This is a genomic window from Deinococcus marmoris, assembly GCF_001949125.1.
In the GTDB taxonomy this organism is placed as follows: domain Bacteria; phylum Deinococcota; class Deinococci; order Deinococcales; family Deinococcaceae; genus Deinococcus; species Deinococcus marmoris_A.
Genome location: NZ_MSTI01000107.1, coordinates 41,660 through 55,940 on the forward strand (window position 1 = coordinate 41,660; position 14,281 = coordinate 55,940).

The window sequence follows — 14,281 nt, forward strand, 5'->3', positions numbered from 1 at the left end:
TCCAGCTCAGTAGCTGACAACTTCAGTTTGCGGCTGTCCCAGTACGGGAAAAGGGCGTATCAAGACGCGGAGAATCTCGCCGATTCTTTCGGGAACCCACCGCAGCACGTGGCGTAGTTCTTCCGAGCCGTAGCGCACGAGGCTCATGGCCTTCCGGCCATGGGCCAGCACCCGGATCGGTTTCGCCTCATGCCGCCAGACCCCCACCCGCAGGCAGGCCAACCAGGCCAGGGTCACCAAACCGAACAGTCGCTCCAACCATGTGGGGTCCGTGACTCCGGTCCGCTCCAAATCGAAGCCCCGCGACTTTTGCAAGCCAAAAGTGGACTCGATGGTCCAGCGAAGCTTGTACAGTTGCCACGTTTCCCATACGTGAAAGTCCGTCGCGATGATCACCAGGTCACCCGTGGGTGACCTGGTGGCCACCACCCGCATGGGTTCCCCAAAGACCTCAGTCCGCTCCGCGATCATCCGGAACTGACCGGGTTGTAGATCCTGGAACCACTCGTCCGCTGATAATTCGTCCAGCACCGTGTCCTTCCGAATCCGAATGGCCCGGCGAATCCTTTTTCGGCGCAGGAAACGAAACCACTCAGCTCCGATGAACTCCCGGTCCGCCACCAGGCCCTTCCAGCGTCGCGCTGGAAGGGCCTCCAGCAGTCGTAAGACCAGCCACATGCGTGCCCGGGTGTCGCTGTTGCCTGTGTGATCCAGGGCCACCCACACGAGCGGAATGGTAAAGCCGTGGACCACCGCACCCAGAACCAACAGGTTGAGCGGCGAATCCCCGTGTTCCCAGGTCGTGCGGTCCACGCTCATCAGGATCTTACCCGGAGGAAGGTGGACCAAGAGCAGGGCCAGGAAGACCTGAGCCGTGAGCTGCTCATCGTGGACGGCGCGTTCCACGCGCCGCTTCTTGGCTTCAGGAGAACTGGTGCCGGGCAAATGAGGAGCCAGATCGAGGTGGTTGACGCTCTGGGCCATGATCATCGCCAAAACAACGTCAACGGCACGCTGATGCGTGTCGATGCGCAGCGAAGGGACGCAGGCTTTGAAATGGGCGGTGAGTTCAGTAGCCTGTGAGGCGGCGGGGTTTGGTGGCTTCACACCTCAAAACACCGCCGTTTTCCGTTTCTGTCGAGGGACAGACCGGAAGGTGACCTTCCCGCCGTCTGGGACGACTAAAAAATGAAGTTGTCAGCTGCCGAGGTTCACTCTCATAAAATCTGTCAGGCCGCCAGGGATCAGGCTCCTCGAGCCTCAACTCGTTGTGCATCATGAACTGCACCCAACTGTCTGGATTGGAGATGATGTAGGACGGCACCATGACCAGCGCCAGGAATACGCACTCTTCCAGGGTCAGTCCATCATGTCGATGCAGGATCGCCAACGTCCAAGCCAGGAAGACCAACAGAATCCAGCGGTCCAACCCCACGGCAGTTCGCTTTGTGAACTGATGATTCCCCTCCTTGAAAAAAGATTTCTCGTTCCACCACACCTTGCCCTCAGCGATCACCTCGTCTCCTTATCCAGAAACGCCGGCGATTCAAAACTAGGCTCATCCTGCGTTCCGGGGAGCTGCGATCAGAAGCAGGGTTAACATCGGCTCCAACAGCGAAAACCCACGACAACGGATGTTGTGCATCGCTTGAAAGAAGGCCAGATAGAGTGGCAACCACCACTGCGAAATCCCTCTATGGGGCCGTAACCATGAGCGGAGCAAGCTCCACACGTCTTCTCTGGTGTTGACGTGAACTTCGTTCACGTCAACACCGTCGTCATCGCGCGCAAACTCGCCGCGACCGTGGTTCACGGTGACACGCATCAATCCCCAGCTCGGCAACCGGGCATAGATCGCGTACTCATCAGTATTGACCACGCTGCCTGGCTGAGTGGCGGTCAAGATGTGGGGCCGAATGGTGTGCTGCTGAACGTTGGCGCAGAGCTGGAGAACGAGTTGCCCACCTCGCTCAATCATGCCCAGGACTGGTGGCTCGTCGGACGCGGCAGTGCCGCGTCCTCGCTTGCCCTTCAAACATCGTCTGCGGCCAGGCCGAGATTTTTTTTCACCAGATCGCTTTGCCCCTTGTGCCCCGCCACCAGATACACCTCGTCGATCTCGACCGTACCGGCGAGGGGAGGCGTGATGGACGCCTCCACCACGCCTTGCCGGAGACTTCGGGTCATGTTCTGAGCATCATCTTCGTTCAGGCCGAGTTCATGCGCAATCTGACGGTGACTCAGATTGAGGCCCATCAGATAGAGGCAGCGGTCAAGCGTCGTCATCGGCGCTGCTCTGACCAAGAAGGCCACCCACTGCCGGAGGGGTTGGTGGTGGCCGGCAAAGACCGTGCCGGTCAGGTCATCGAACTTCCGCTGGCAATTCAGACAGCGATATCGCTGTCTGAACCGCTGGGTGTCTCCCGGCCTTGTTTGACGATATGCGGTGCGTGGCAGTGCGGGCATGTCACGCCACCGGGCCAACGGAGTTCCCGCACGACTTTGAAGCATTATTCATCGTCCAAGAGCTGAATCAAACTCAGCATGCCGGCAGTTTACCAGAGCGTTCTCAGCTCCCTGGAATCCAGGAAGAGCCCAAAACTATTGTCGGCCAGGACCTGGATGCGAAACCGCGAGCGGATGAAAGCGGGAATGGTGCGGAGCATCTCGCGCGCCAATATCGTCGGTGTGAGCGTACTCTTCCCCTCATACACTCGGTACGTTATCGGGAACTTCACGTCCCAGTACTAAGCGAAGAAAACCACCAGATGAATGCCGTGGACGTCGTTATGAACGCGCACGAAAGGCAGCGCGCTAGTCAGATCGACAATGAGCCGCAGGATGGGGCGATGTTTGCCTTTGGCCGCCAGACGCAGAAGGTCCCACTGGGCGTGTTCCGACAACGTCTAGCACGCCGAGGTATCCCAGTCATATTCGTTCAGGAGGCGGCTGAGCACACTCTTGCTGACCAGCTCAGCGCGGTGGAGCGCCGTTCTGGACGCGTTGTCTAGGAACATGAACAGCGCAGCCCCCAGGCTGCGCTGCTGTCATGACGTGTTGGGCACGGCCAGAACCTCGTCTGCCAGAATGTGGACGCGCTCCCCCAGAATCTGTGATTTTGACATTCCTAGATTCTCCCGGCTGAGAGCCCTTTGCAGCCAGTTATGCAGGTGCAACTCCTGAACACTGGTGAGAATTCGGATTGTGCCACCTGGCGTAACAACTTGCAGATCACTCCCTGTCTCATACCCGACTAATCCGATTGACTTTATAGAATTGCCTGCCTATGATCCATTCATGACCATTCGCTCGGGCTTTTTACTGCTCACCTTCGCGCTGTCGGCCAGCGCCCTCGCTGCGCCGAGGGACGCCGTCACCTTCGTGGGGGTACTGGAACAGATGCGCGGTCACTACGATGCCATGCTGCTCAATGTTCAAACGGGAAATCAAGAGCTGGCCCTCAAGCACGCCAGCCACCCAGCCAACGAGCTGTATGACGCTGTGAAAGCCGATCTGACGCCCGATTTGCGCGCCCGCTTTCTTAAGGATTTTCAAGGTATCAATGCCGCGCTCAAGGCGAACAAGCCCCAGGCCGTTCAGGCCGCACTAACAGGGTTCTCGGCGAACGTGGACCAGGCCATTGCCACAATTCCAGCCGTTACCCGCAACGATCCAAAATATGGCGCTCGGGTGATCTCCACCATTCTAGGCAACACCAAGACCGAGTACAGCGGCGGGGTCAGCGGGGGCAAGGTGAGCAATCTCACCGAATACCAGGACGCCCGCTTTTACCTGGCGCGGGCGACGGGCTGGCTGACCCGTTACCAGACGAAGTTCCCGGCGGATCAGGGCGGACAGACCGCCGCTGCCCTGCGTCAGGCCAAGGCGTTGCTGGCCGCCCAAGCCGATGCCAGGCTGTTTAATGCCCAGCTTGACCGGGCAAGAACGGAACTCTCCGAAATCAGCGGTGACCCGCTGGCTCCGAGCCGTGGACCGATGGCCGACTTTGCCAGCATTGAAACTTTGCTGACGACGGCCAGGCAGCACTACACTGGCGGCATGACCGATGCGGCCAATGAAGCCGTCATCAGCGCTTACCTTGACCATTACGAGCAGCTTGAAGCCCCGCTGGCCGTCAAGAATAAGACGCTGGAACTTAAGCTCGAAGAAACGCTCAAGAACGGGCTGCGTGAGCTGATCAGGCAGCGTGTCACGCCCGCCAGGTTCAGTGCCGCCATCGACGCCACGCTCAAAGAGTTGAAGACCGCCAGAGGCCTGCTCCAGTGACCCTGCGGCGAGTCGTCCTGGCGCTGCTCATGCTGCTGGGGCTGAGCGTCGCGCTGGCCGCTCCGACGATCAGCGTGCCCAATGAACTCCGCACCGCCCACGAACTCATTACCCAGTCGCTACGCGAGTACGCCCAGGGCAACCGGGAGCAGGCGTTCAGAACGGCCCGCAGCGCTTACCTTGATCACTTCGAGTACGCCGAGCCGCCGCTGCGGGTCCTGAATCCCGATCTGATTCTGGAGATGGAGTACCGCTTCTCTGATCTGAGAAATGGCATGCAGGCCGGACAACCGCTGGGGGAACTGCAAAAGATAGCCGGTGAGATCAACGGCAGTCTGCGCAAAGCCGAGAGCATTGTCAGCGGGACCGGCGTTCTCGGGCCGACGCTGGCCGCCACCGGGGGCTTTACCATCCTCTTCCGCGAAGGGCTGGAGGCCGCGCTCCTGATGGCTGCGATCTTCGCGTACCTGGACACCAGCCGCAACACCCGGCTGCGCCGCGCCGTCTGGTGGGGCGGCGGGGCCGCGCTGCTCGCCACCGCGCTGACCTGGGGCCTGGCCACCTATGTGCTGTCCATCGCCCCGGTGTCGCGCGAACTGATCAGTGCCGTCACCAGCGTCATCGCTGTCGTGATTCTCTTCTCGCTGTCGTTCTGGCTGATGCAGCAGAGTGACCGCAAGCGCAGCGTGGAATTCATGCGGGCGCGGGTCAGTCAGGCGGTGCAGGGCGGCAGCCTGCTGGCACTGGGAACCATCACGTTTACCACCATTTACCGCGAGGGCTTCGAGACGGTGCTGTTCTATCAGGCGCTGGCTGTGGCGAGCGGTCCGGTGTTGCCGTACATGTATCTGGGGGCGGCCCTGGCCACGCTGGCCCTAGTGGTCACCTTCGTGCTGCTGTTCCGCTTTGGCCGCCGCCTGCCCACCGCCAGACTCTTTCCCGTCCTGGTCACGGTGACCGCACTCTTCGCAGTAGCGTTCGTGGGCAACGGGGTCCGGGCCTTTCAGGAGGCAGGCTGGATCGGGGTCACCAATCTGTATGGTCGCCTCCCCACGCTCGATCCGAACGTCTCGGCCCTGACTGGCCTGCATCCCACGGCGGAAACGCTGGCCGCCCAGGGCGTGATGGTCCTGGTCTATGTCATCGGCATTTTGTGGTTCCGGCATTCACAACGCGCTGCACACGGGCCAGTGGCGGGCCAACTTGAACGCCGCTGAAGTGCCGCCGACGTCAGCTCCTCCAGGTATGCGGATCGGCATTGACGTGGGGGGGACTTTTACCAAAGGGGTGGCCCTCGGGGAGGATGGCACGCTTCGGGCGGTCTCGCACGTTCCCACCACCCACAGCGCAGAGCATGGCGTGGCGGCGGGCGTGCTCTCGGCGCTTGACCGTCTGCTCACCGCTCTGCCGGAAGACACGCCCGTGCTGTTGGTAGCGCATTCGACCACCCAGGCCACCAACGCCCTGCTGGAAGGTGACACCGCCTGGATCGGGGTGCTGGCCCTCGGCCCGGCCCGCGACGAGCGGCGCGTGCGGCGGGTCACCCAGCCCCCGGCGGGCCTGAAGGCCGAGTGGGCTTTTGTCAGCAGTGACGGACCAGACGTTGAAACCCGTCTGCGATCCCAGCTTGAACAGTGGCGCGGAGCAGGCATCCAGGCCGTCGCTATCAGCGAGGCGTTCGGGGTGGACGACCGCTCGCTGGAGCAGCGTGCAGGTGAGATTGCCCGTGGCCTCGGCCTGCCGGTCACGCTGGGCAGTGACCTGAGTGGCAGTTATGGCCTGGAGATGCGTACCCTGGGCGCGGCCATCAACGCCAGCATTTTGCCCACCATGCTGCGCACCGCCCAGCACGTCCGGCAGGTGGTCAGCACCCGGCTGCCAGGCGTGCCGCTGCTGATCATCCGCGGCGATGGTGGGGCCGCCAGTCTGCGCGCCTTTGAGGAAACGCCGCTGCATACCGTGGTGAGTGGCCCGGCGGCCTCACTGGGCGGGGCCATTTTGCAAGAAGGGCTGATGGACGGGGTGTTCTTCGAGGTGGGTGGGACCAGCACTAATATCGGGGCCATCAAGGACGGTCGCCCGGTGCTGAGTTACATGACCGTGCTGGGTGTCCCTACCGGACTGCGTGCCGTCGATATCCGCATCGCTGGGGTGGCTGGAGGCAGTCTGGTGCGCCTGGGCAAGCGGCAGATCGAAGAAGTCGGCCCGCGCAGCGCCCACATCGCGGGACTGCCCTATGCCAGCTTTGCGCGCCCTGAGCAGCTCAGAGACGCGCGGCTGATTGAAGTCACGCTGCCGGGTCAGGACACCGGGCATTACGCTCTGCTGGAAACGCCTTCGGGAGAGAGATTCGCCATCACACCTACCTGTGCGGCGAACGCCCTGGGCGCCATCGGCGAGACTGGACGGGCTTACGGCAATGAGGTCAGTGCCCGTATGGCGCTGGCGCTGCTCGCAGGGCGGCTGGGGGCCAGCGTGGAAGCGGCAGCCACTGCCGTTCTGGAAGCAAGTGCGGAGAAGCTGGTCACGCCTATCCGTGAACTGATCAAGGAACACGGCCTCCAGGGACTCCCGCTATACGGCGGGGGTGGGGCGGCGAGCGTACTTGGCCCGGTGATGGCCCGGCGGCTCGGCGTGCCGTTTCAAACCCTGCCCAATGCCGACGTGATCTCGTCCATCGGGGCGGCGCTGGCGGTCATCCGGGTGGAGCGGGAACGCAGCGTGACCCGCCAGGACCCAACGGTGGCCGACCTGCTTGAGCGCGAAGTCGGGGACGAGGCGGTGCGGCTGGGGGCTGACCCGGCGAGTCTGCGGATCGAGACCGAGTACCTGGCCGCAGAGGGGCGACTGCGGGCCGTCGCTGTGGGCGCACATCCCCTGAGCGCACAGACCCGCGTGCTGGGCGAGGACGATCTGCATGCCCAGGCACGGCTGGTGCTGGGTGACAGCGCCCATCTGGTTTTCGGCGGACGGTATCACAGCCTGTTCACGGCGAGCATTGAGCGCCGGGGCTTGTTCGGGCGGCACGTCAGGCACCCGGCGCTGGTGCTTGATCAATGCGGCGTACGCCTGCTGCGCTTTGATGATGCCGAGGTGTTGAGTGGAACTCCAGCGCAGGTGTTGTCTGATCTCGAGCGCCTGCTCGTCTCCCCGGTTGCGCCGCAGGTGGCGGCCCTGACGCCCGCCCGCCTGAGTGATTTCGCTCATCTGCATGACCCGGTCCTCCTCCGGCAACACTTGCATGACCGCCTGCGGCTCGAAGGCCATGTGGCGCTGATCGTACGTCAGGAGACTTGATGCTGTACCGCAAACAACGCGGCCCGGCCTCCTGGGGAGTGATCCTCGGGGCGGGCATTCTTGGCCTTTTGCTTGGTTTTCTGGGAGGCCGCGGCAGCGCCCCCCAGCCGACCATCCAGAGCCTGCTTCAACCGGCAGCTCAGCATGTGAGGCAGGCGGTGGGCGCACTCGATATTGTGGAACTGGAGTACGCCCGCGCCCTGAAGGGCAACCGCGCCAGCCAGCAGGCCAGCGTGCAGGCATTGGCACAGGCCCGTTCGGAGCTTGCCCAGGCGACGGCGCTCGAGCAGTTGTATCCTCAGTCTTTCACGCAGGCTGACCGCGCCCTGGACGCGGCGGCACGGGCCATCCAGACTCAGCAGCCCCAGGCCGTGGTGGTTCAGGCACTCGAAACCGTCAGAACAGTCACCCGGCAGTTCACAGTGAAGCCGTAATCTTGAAGTTCAAAGGAGGCTTATGGCCCAGATCACCGTTTACACTGTTCCGAACTGCGCCGATTGCGAGGCGGTCAAGCGGCTGCTGACCAGCCAGGGGGCTACCTTCACCGAGAAGAACGTGCGCGAGGACCCGGCGGCACTGGCCGAGATGCAGGCCAAGGCCAACGTGCGGATCGCGCCCGTGACCGTGATTGACAATCAGGTCTTTTACGGCTTTTTTGATGACCAGCGGCCCGGCATCCTGGAGGCGCTCGCCCGGCGTCCATGACCACAACGTTGGCCCAGATTCTGCTGTTGACGCTGATTCCGGTGGCTGCCACCATCCTGGGCGGCGTGATTGCCAGCTTCCGTCCCCCCAGTCCGCATGTCCGCAGCTTCGTGCAGCACTTCGCGGCGGGCGTGGTTTTCGCTGCCGTGGCTGGGGAACTGCTGCCCCAGATCACGGCGGGCCATCAGCCGCTGGGTGTGGTGATTGGCTTCGCGCTGGGCGTGGCCGTGATGCTGGCGGTGCGGGCGCTGGTGGGACGGCTGGAACCAGAAACTGAAGATACGGATGAGCACAGCCCACGTGCCGTCACTGGCTTGCTGGCGGCGGTGGGCATCGACGTGTTGATTGACGGCCTGCTGATCGGTGTGGGCTTCGCGGCAGGCGAGCGCGTGGGAACCTTGCTGGTGGTGGCGCTGACGCTGGAACTGCTGTTCCTGGGCTTATCGGTATCCGCCAGCCTGGGACAACGCGGAGCAAGCAGGGGCCGGAGCATTCTGACCGTGAGCGGCCTGAGCCTGTTGGTGATCGTGGGGGCCACGCTGGGCGGCACACTGCTTCAGGGCCTCTCGGGGCTCCCGCTGGAAATCGTGCTGTCCTTCGGCGCGGCGGCGCTGCTGTTCCTGGTGACAGAGGAACTGCTGGTGGAGGCCCATGAGGTCAAAGAAACGCCGTGGATCACCAGCGCCTTTTTTCTGGGCTTTATCGCGCTTTACCTGGTTGAACTGGGGCTGTGATTGTGGCGTCAAAGACTGAAAACGTCAGTCAGAATCGAGAGGCGCAGCTCAACGTGCGCCTCTCGATTTTCTGTTATTGCAGCCAAGGCTGTGATTGACCTTACGGCGCGAGTCGGTCACGCAACGTGATAAGCAGTTCCTCGGCCCGCTCGTATCCTGGGCGCAGGTACACGGTGGCAAACGTGGTCCAATCCTGCACCGCCGCCACCTCCTGTTCACCGTCGAGAAGTTTTAAGTGGGGGTAGACGCCGTACTCCACGAAACACTCAAATTCCGTGCCGATCTGTTCCAGCTCACGCGTGTTGGTGTCGTTCCAGCTCAGCGTGTACGGCAGGGCGAAGCAGGGTTTCCCGCAACTGCCGCCCAGACCGATCAATGGCAGTCCGGCCACCTCGTGAACCTGCAGCCGGTGCTGCGCCCGCTCAAGAAAAGCCTGGCGGTCACGGGCCAGCGCTTTGCTGGGTAATTTCTGGGTGGCGATCCACGGACCGACGGTGAGTTTGGGCATGAGACAGAACTCCTGTAATGGCGAGAAAGGCGGGAGAACAGGGGGCAACGCGGACAGCGCTCAGGTGGTCACGAGCTGCCCGTCGTGGTCACCGGGCTGGAGCTTGGGTGCACTGGGCGGCAGAGGCGGCTTGAATCCCCGCAGCCGCAGGGCGTTGGTCAGCACGAACACGCTGGAAAAGCCCATCGCGGCGGCGGCCAGCACCGGACTCAGCCGAATGCCGAAGGCGGGAATCAACACGCCCGCCGCCACCGGAATCAGCAGCGCGTTGTAGGCAAAGGCCCAGAACAGATTGAGCCGGATGTTGCGCAACGTGGTGCGGGACAGGGCCAGGGCGTTGGGAACGCCTCGCAAATCGCCCGACATCAAGACCACGTCCGCCGTTTCGACCGCCACATCGGTACCAGTGCCGATGGCCAGGCCCACATCGGCCTGGGCCAGTGCGGGCGCGTCGTTGATGCCGTCACCCACGAACGCCACTTTCTGCCCGCCCTCCTGCAAGGCCCGGACCGCCTTGGCCTTGTCGCCGGGCAATACCTCGGCCTGCACCTGATCAATCCCCAGTTGCCGGGCAATTGCCTGTGCAGTGCGGACATTGTCACCCGTGATCATCGCCACCTTCAGGCCCTGGCGGTGCAGCGCCGCCACCGCCTCCCGACTGCCGTCCTTGATCGGATCGGCCACCGCCAGAATGGCGGCGAGTTGACCGTTCAGCGCCACGTACAGTGGACTCTTGCCCTCATCGCCCAGTTGCTCGGCCTGCGCCCCGAAGTCGGCCAGCCCCAGGCCCAGCTTGCTCATGTAGCGGTCTGCGCCCACTTGTACCCGCGTGGCGTCCACCACAGCCTCCAGGCCGAACCCCGGCACGGCCTGGGACGACTCCGGCGCACTCAGGCTCAGGCCCTCCCGCTTGGCCGCGTCCACGATGGCGCGGGCAATCGGATGCTCGCTGTCCTGCTCGGCGCTCGCGACAAGACGCAGCACCTCACCGCGTTCAAACCCCGACACCAGCGTCAGGTCCGTCAACTCCGGCTGGCCGCGCGTCAGCGTGCCGGTCTTGTCCAGGGCGATGACCTGGGTGGCCTGGAGACCCTCCAGCGCCGTGCCACTCTTGAACAGCACGCCCAGTTCGGCGGCCTTGCCGGTTCCCACCATCACGCTGACTGGAGTGGCCAGGCCCATCGCACAGGGGCAGGCGATGATCAGCACCGCCACCATGTTGATCAGGGCCTGGCTGAGCGCGCCCTCGCCGCCCAGCAGCAACCACACCGCGAAGGTCACGGCGGCGATCACCAGCACGACGGGGACGAACACGGCCACCACTTTGTCGGCCAGACCCTGAATCGGCGGCTTACTGCCCTGGGCCGTTTCTACCAACTTGATGATCTGTGCCAGGGCGGTGTCGTTGCCGACGCGGGTGGCCTTGAGCGTCAGCGCGCCGTTGCCGTTCAGGGTGCCGCCGATCACGGCTGCGCCTCCAGTTTTCTGAATGGGGACGCTCTCACCCGTGATCATGCTCTCGTTGACGTAGCTCTGACCGCTCAGAACCTCACCGTCCAGTGGAATGCTCTCGCCGGGCAGCACCCGTAGCGTGTCTCCCACCTGCACGTCATCCACGGGCAGCAGCCGTTCCTCACCGTCCCGCAACACCCGCGCCTCCTTGGGCTGCAAGGAGAGCAACGATTTCATGGCCTCGCTGCTGCGCCCCTTGGCGAGCGCCTCGAAATACTTGCCCAGCAGGATCAGCGTGATGACCACGCCCGACGCCTCGTAGTAGACATGCGCCGTCCCCACCGGGAAGATCTGCGGGGCCAGCGTGACTACCAGGCTGTAAAAGAAGGCGGCGGAGGTGCCGATCATCACCAGGGCGTTCATGTCCGGGCTGCGGTGCTTGAGGCTGGCCCAGCCCAGGCGGTAGAAGCGCCGTCCGGGGCCGAACTGCACCGGCACGGCCAGCGCCAGCATCACCCAGTTCATCGCCCCCATGCCCACAGACGCCATCAGGCTGCGTTCCAGAGCGGGCCACAGCATCGGCAACATGGCGATCAGGAGCAGCGGCACGGCAAACACAGCGCTGAAAATCACCTGTGAGCGCAGATGCAGGACCTCGGCCTCGCGGGCGGCCCGCTGGGTATCCGCGCCGGACGGTCCCTGTGCCGTGTCCGGCACGTCGTATCCAGCGTCACGAACAACGGCCCGGAGCTGGCCGGGCGTGGTGCTGGCTGGGAGGTACTGGACATGGGCGCGCTCGGTGGCGAGGTTGACGCTGGCGCTGAGCACGCCGTCCGCCTTGCCCAGCGCACGCTCGACCCTTCCGACACAGCTCGCGCAGGTCATGCCTGTGATGGGCAGGTCCAGCTCAGCGGTGATGGGTTCATAGCCCACGTCGCGCACCGTGGCGATCAGGGTCCGGGCATCGGTCTGGGCCGGATCAAAGCTCACCCTGGCCTGCTCGGTGGCGAGGTTGACACTGGCCTCCTGAACGCCCGCCACTTTTTTCAGGCCACGTTCCACCCGGCCCACGCAACTCGCGCAGGTCATCCCCTGGACACCAATTTCTAGAGTTGTCAGCTCGCTTGCAGTCATGATTCTCCTTGATCCCCCCTGGGGGGATATAAGATAATATAGGACGGGTAGTCTTTAAAATCAAGTAAAATGGTGATGACACCACCATTAAAACATCCCAAAGAACAGGAGTTTCTTCCAGCACTCTTGACACCCTCCCGGGGAGGGTGTAGCATTCGGGCATGACTACTGAACTGAACATCAGCGGCATGACCTGCGGACACTGCCAGAGTGCCGTGACCAAAGCCCTCAAATCGGTGTCCGGCGTACAGGACGTGAATGTCGACCTGGCAGGCGGCACCGCTCAGGTGCAGGGCCAGGCCGATCCCCAGGCCCTGTTGGCCGCCGTCAAGGACGAGGGCTACGGTGCCCAGCTCCGCCAGTAAGACTGGTAAAAGAAGTTCCACCAGTCAGAGCGGCCCCGTCAGTCAGCCCGCCTCGCCCCCCTGCGGGGTGTCTGATCGGCTATGTATGCCCGAAGACGCCCGCAAACGGGCTTCGCGCCGCCTGAAGATCGCGCGCGGCCACCTCGACGCCATCGTGGGGATGCTGGATAATCCAGACGCCTACTGCGTGGATGTGCTGCGGCAGATCAAGGCGGTACAGGGCGCACTATCTGGTGCGGGCGAAGTGGTGTTGCGCGGACACCTGGAAGCGCATGTGGCCACCGCCCATCAGCGCGGCGACAGCATCGAGATCGTCGAGGAACTGATGGAAGCTCTCAAGTACACCTGAACAACCGAGTCAGCACAGCGTCTTCCCGTGGGCCAATCTGGCGGCGGGAAGATCTTGCTGCGCGCTGCAACCTTCGCTTTTCTCACCTCACGCCCCGCTTTACGCGAACTTAACAGCCCTGCTTTAGCGTGATGAGCGAGGTTACCCCATGAAAAATACGCTCAAGACTGCTTCGCTCTTCGCCGCCCTTTCCCTGACCCTGCTGGGCCTGGCCCCCGCACAGAAAATGGACGGGATGAGCATGCCGGGTATGACCCACAGCGCCCAGGAAAACAAAGACCTGGCCAAACTCAGTGGCAAGGCGTTTGACCGCGCTTTCCTGTCCATGATGATCGCCCACCACCAGGGGGCCATTGACATGAGTAAGGCGGTGGTCAACAACGTCAAGGACACGCAGGTCAAGACCTGGACCAAAGACGTCATCAGCGCCCAGCAAAAAGAAATCAGCGACATGACCACCTGGCTGGGGACGCTCGGCGGTGTGGACAAGACCTGGCAGACCGGCATGGCCAAAGAAATGGACGGCATGCTCAAAGCCCTCAAGGCCAACAAGGACACCGACGCCGGATTTGTCCTGGGCATGCTGCCCCATCATGCCAGCGCCATCGAGATGGCGGCCCTGGCCCTCCAGAAAAGCAGCGACGCCCGCGTCACCAAACTGGCCCGCGAGATCATCCGTGACCAGGCCGACGAGATGTACCTGTACCGGCAGTGGCTGATCAAACGCGGCATGTAAGAACACTGGCCGGGGGAGGCACATGGCCCAGATCCTGATCGTGGACGATGACCCGGCCATTCAGGAAATCCTGGCAGCTTACCTGCTGACCGAGGGCCATACGGTCATCAAAGCCGTGAGTGGCGACGCTGCCCTGCCGCTGATGGTCCGCGCCGATCTGGTCATTCTCGACTGGATGCTGCCGGGCCTCAGTGGCCTGGAGGTGGCCGCTCAGGCCCGGTCAGGCGGCCTGGAGCTGCCCATCTTGATGCTGAGCGCTCGCAGTGAGGAAGAGGACAAGTTGCGTGGCCTGGACACCGGCATCGACGATTACGTGGTCAAGCCGTTCAGTCCGCGTGAGGTGATGGCCCGCGTGCGTGTCCTGCCGCGCCGCGCGGGCGTGCGCCATCAAGCGCGCAGCGGTGACCTGCTGCTCGACGCCCGCAGCCACCAGGTCACGCTGAACGGGGCCGCGCTGGAGCTGTCCCGGCTGGAATACGATCTGCTACTCACCCTGGCGCAGCATCCCGGTCTGGTCTGGAGCCGTGAGCGGTTGCGTGAGCGTCTCTGGGACAGCGCGCGCTCCGGTTCCTCGCGTGTGGTGGACGTCCACATCACCAGCCTCAGAAAGAAACTGTACGACGACCCGGAACGTCCACGCTACATTGAAACCGTGCGCGGCGTCGGTTACCGGTTCAAGGACGATCCAGCATGACCACTGATCACCTGCACCTC

The 14,281-nt window shown here is 63.2% G+C and carries 16 protein-coding genes and 1 pseudogene; 10 read left to right on the top strand and 7 right to left on the bottom strand.

Annotated features, from left to right (window positions below; all coding sequences use genetic code 11):
• Positions 1-6: 6 nt before the first annotated feature.
• From BOO71_RS15965 to BOO71_RS28810, 5 genes and pseudogenes are all read right to left on the bottom strand, one after another.
• Positions 7-990 (bottom strand): IS4 family transposase, encoded by a 984-nt coding sequence (locus BOO71_RS15965; RefSeq protein ID WP_075831562.1) that lies wholly within the window; start codon positions 988-990, stop codon positions 7-9.
• A gap of 79 nt (positions 991-1,069) precedes the next feature.
• A complete protein-coding gene (locus BOO71_RS29330; protein ID WP_075831561.1) occupies positions 1,070-1,516 on the bottom strand; it encodes a hypothetical protein in 447 nt (148 codons plus the stop codon).
• A gap of 42 nt (positions 1,517-1,558) precedes the next feature.
• The gene (locus BOO71_RS28385) at positions 1,559-2,035 is read right to left on the bottom strand and encodes a transposase (protein WP_217694875.1); all 477 of its coding nucleotides are present in this window, start codon (positions 2,033-2,035) and stop codon (positions 1,559-1,561) included.
• Positions 2,032-2,466 carry a hypothetical protein gene (locus BOO71_RS28805; protein ID WP_254843093.1) on the bottom strand — a complete coding sequence of 145 codons (435 nt, stop codon included), beginning with the start codon at positions 2,464-2,466 and terminating at the stop codon, positions 2,032-2,034. The genes BOO71_RS28385 and BOO71_RS28805 overlap by 4 nt, the downstream gene beginning before the upstream one ends.
• 95 nt (positions 2,467-2,561) lie before the next feature.
• Positions 2,562-3,125: pseudogene (locus BOO71_RS28810) on the bottom strand (IS701 family transposase); the annotation flags it as partial.
• Between the two features lie 172 nt (positions 3,126-3,297).
• Here BOO71_RS28810 and BOO71_RS15990 point away from each other — a divergent pair.
• From BOO71_RS15990 to BOO71_RS16015, 6 genes are read left to right on the top strand one after another with little or no spacing between them, the layout of a single operon-like run.
• A complete protein-coding gene (locus BOO71_RS15990; RefSeq protein ID WP_075831558.1) occupies positions 3,298-4,287 on the top strand; it encodes a hypothetical protein in 990 nt (329 codons plus the stop codon).
• Complete coding sequence (locus BOO71_RS15995; protein ID WP_254843092.1) at positions 4,284-5,504, top strand: FTR1 family iron permease; 1,221 nt, start codon at positions 4,284-4,286, stop codon at positions 5,502-5,504. The genes BOO71_RS15990 and BOO71_RS15995 overlap by 4 nt, the downstream gene beginning before the upstream one ends.
• Positions 5,491-7,584 (top strand): hydantoinase/oxoprolinase family protein, encoded by a 2,094-nt coding sequence (locus BOO71_RS16000; protein WP_075831557.1) that lies wholly within the window; start codon positions 5,491-5,493, stop codon positions 7,582-7,584. Before BOO71_RS15995 ends, BOO71_RS16000 begins: the two co-directional genes overlap by 14 nt.
• On the top strand, positions 7,584-8,018 hold the full coding sequence (locus BOO71_RS16005) for a hypothetical protein (RefSeq protein WP_075831556.1): 435 nt from the start codon (positions 7,584-7,586) through the stop codon (positions 8,016-8,018). Before BOO71_RS16000 ends, BOO71_RS16005 begins: the two co-directional genes overlap by 1 nt.
• 22 nt (positions 8,019-8,040) lie before the next feature.
• Positions 8,041-8,289, top strand: a complete 249-nt coding sequence (locus BOO71_RS16010; RefSeq protein WP_075831555.1) for a glutaredoxin family protein — start codon at positions 8,041-8,043, stop codon at positions 8,287-8,289.
• Complete coding sequence (locus BOO71_RS16015) at positions 8,286-9,023, top strand: ZIP family metal transporter (protein WP_075831554.1); 738 nt, start codon at positions 8,286-8,288, stop codon at positions 9,021-9,023. Before BOO71_RS16010 ends, BOO71_RS16015 begins: the two co-directional genes overlap by 4 nt.
• Positions 9,024-9,123: 100 nt before the next feature.
• Here BOO71_RS16015 and BOO71_RS16020 read toward each other — a convergent pair whose 3' ends face one another.
• Both BOO71_RS16020 and BOO71_RS16025 read right to left on the bottom strand, forming a co-directional pair.
• Positions 9,124-9,531 carry a hypothetical protein gene (locus BOO71_RS16020; RefSeq protein WP_075831553.1) on the bottom strand — a complete coding sequence of 136 codons (408 nt, stop codon included), beginning with the start codon at positions 9,529-9,531 and terminating at the stop codon, positions 9,124-9,126.
• Between the two features lie 60 nt (positions 9,532-9,591).
• Positions 9,592-12,117, bottom strand: coding sequence for a heavy metal translocating P-type ATPase (locus BOO71_RS16025; protein ID WP_075831552.1), 2,526 nt, complete (start codon positions 12,115-12,117; stop codon positions 9,592-9,594).
• 161 nt (positions 12,118-12,278) lie between these two features.
• Here BOO71_RS16025 and BOO71_RS16030 point away from each other — a divergent pair, with 161 nt between their 5' ends.
• From BOO71_RS16030 to BOO71_RS16045, 4 genes are all read left to right on the top strand, one after another.
• The gene (locus BOO71_RS16030) at positions 12,279-12,482 is read left to right on the top strand and encodes a CopZ family metallochaperone (protein ID WP_075831551.1); all 204 of its coding nucleotides are present in this window, start codon (positions 12,279-12,281) and stop codon (positions 12,480-12,482) included.
• A gap of 85 nt (positions 12,483-12,567) precedes the next feature.
• Positions 12,568-12,831 (top strand): metal-sensitive transcriptional regulator, encoded by a 264-nt coding sequence (locus BOO71_RS16035; RefSeq protein ID WP_075831550.1) that lies wholly within the window; start codon positions 12,568-12,570, stop codon positions 12,829-12,831.
• A gap of 148 nt (positions 12,832-12,979) precedes the next feature.
• Positions 12,980-13,567, top strand: a complete 588-nt coding sequence (locus BOO71_RS16040) for a DUF305 domain-containing protein (RefSeq protein WP_075831549.1) — start codon at positions 12,980-12,982, stop codon at positions 13,565-13,567.
• Between the two features lie 22 nt (positions 13,568-13,589).
• Positions 13,590-14,261: a winged helix-turn-helix domain-containing protein gene (locus tag BOO71_RS16045; RefSeq protein WP_075831548.1), complete on the top strand. Its 672-nt coding sequence runs from the start codon at positions 13,590-13,592 to the stop codon at positions 14,259-14,261.
• The last annotated feature ends 20 nt before the right edge of the window (positions 14,262-14,281 follow it).

Excerpts from the sequence above, each read along its gene's own strand:
- BOO71_RS15965 (WP_075831562.1), bottom strand. The coding sequence starts at position 990 with ATGATCATGGCCCAGAGCGTCAACCACCTCGATCTGGCTCCTCATTTG.
- BOO71_RS28805 (WP_254843093.1), bottom strand. The coding sequence starts at position 2,466 with ATGCCCGCACTGCCACGCACCGCATATCGTCAAACAAGGCCGGGAGAC.
- BOO71_RS15990 (WP_075831558.1), top strand. The coding sequence starts at position 3,298 with ATGACCATTCGCTCGGGCTTTTTACTGCTCACCTTCGCGCTGTCGGCC.
- BOO71_RS16005 (WP_075831556.1), top strand. The coding sequence starts at position 7,584 with ATGCTGTACCGCAAACAACGCGGCCCGGCCTCCTGGGGAGTGATCCTC.
- BOO71_RS16010 (WP_075831555.1), top strand. The coding sequence starts at position 8,041 with ATGGCCCAGATCACCGTTTACACTGTTCCGAACTGCGCCGATTGCGAG.
- BOO71_RS16015 (WP_075831554.1), top strand. The coding sequence starts at position 8,286 with ATGACCACAACGTTGGCCCAGATTCTGCTGTTGACGCTGATTCCGGTG.
- BOO71_RS16020 (WP_075831553.1), bottom strand. The coding sequence starts at position 9,531 with ATGCCCAAACTCACCGTCGGTCCGTGGATCGCCACCCAGAAATTACCC.
- BOO71_RS16025 (WP_075831552.1), bottom strand. The coding sequence starts at position 12,117 with ATGACTGCAAGCGAGCTGACAACTCTAGAAATTGGTGTCCAGGGGATG.
- BOO71_RS16030 (WP_075831551.1), top strand. The coding sequence starts at position 12,279 with ATGACTACTGAACTGAACATCAGCGGCATGACCTGCGGACACTGCCAG.
- BOO71_RS16035 (WP_075831550.1), top strand. The coding sequence starts at position 12,568 with ATGCCCGAAGACGCCCGCAAACGGGCTTCGCGCCGCCTGAAGATCGCG.
- BOO71_RS16040 (WP_075831549.1), top strand. The coding sequence starts at position 12,980 with ATGAAAAATACGCTCAAGACTGCTTCGCTCTTCGCCGCCCTTTCCCTG.
- BOO71_RS16045 (WP_075831548.1), top strand. The coding sequence starts at position 13,590 with ATGGCCCAGATCCTGATCGTGGACGATGACCCGGCCATTCAGGAAATC.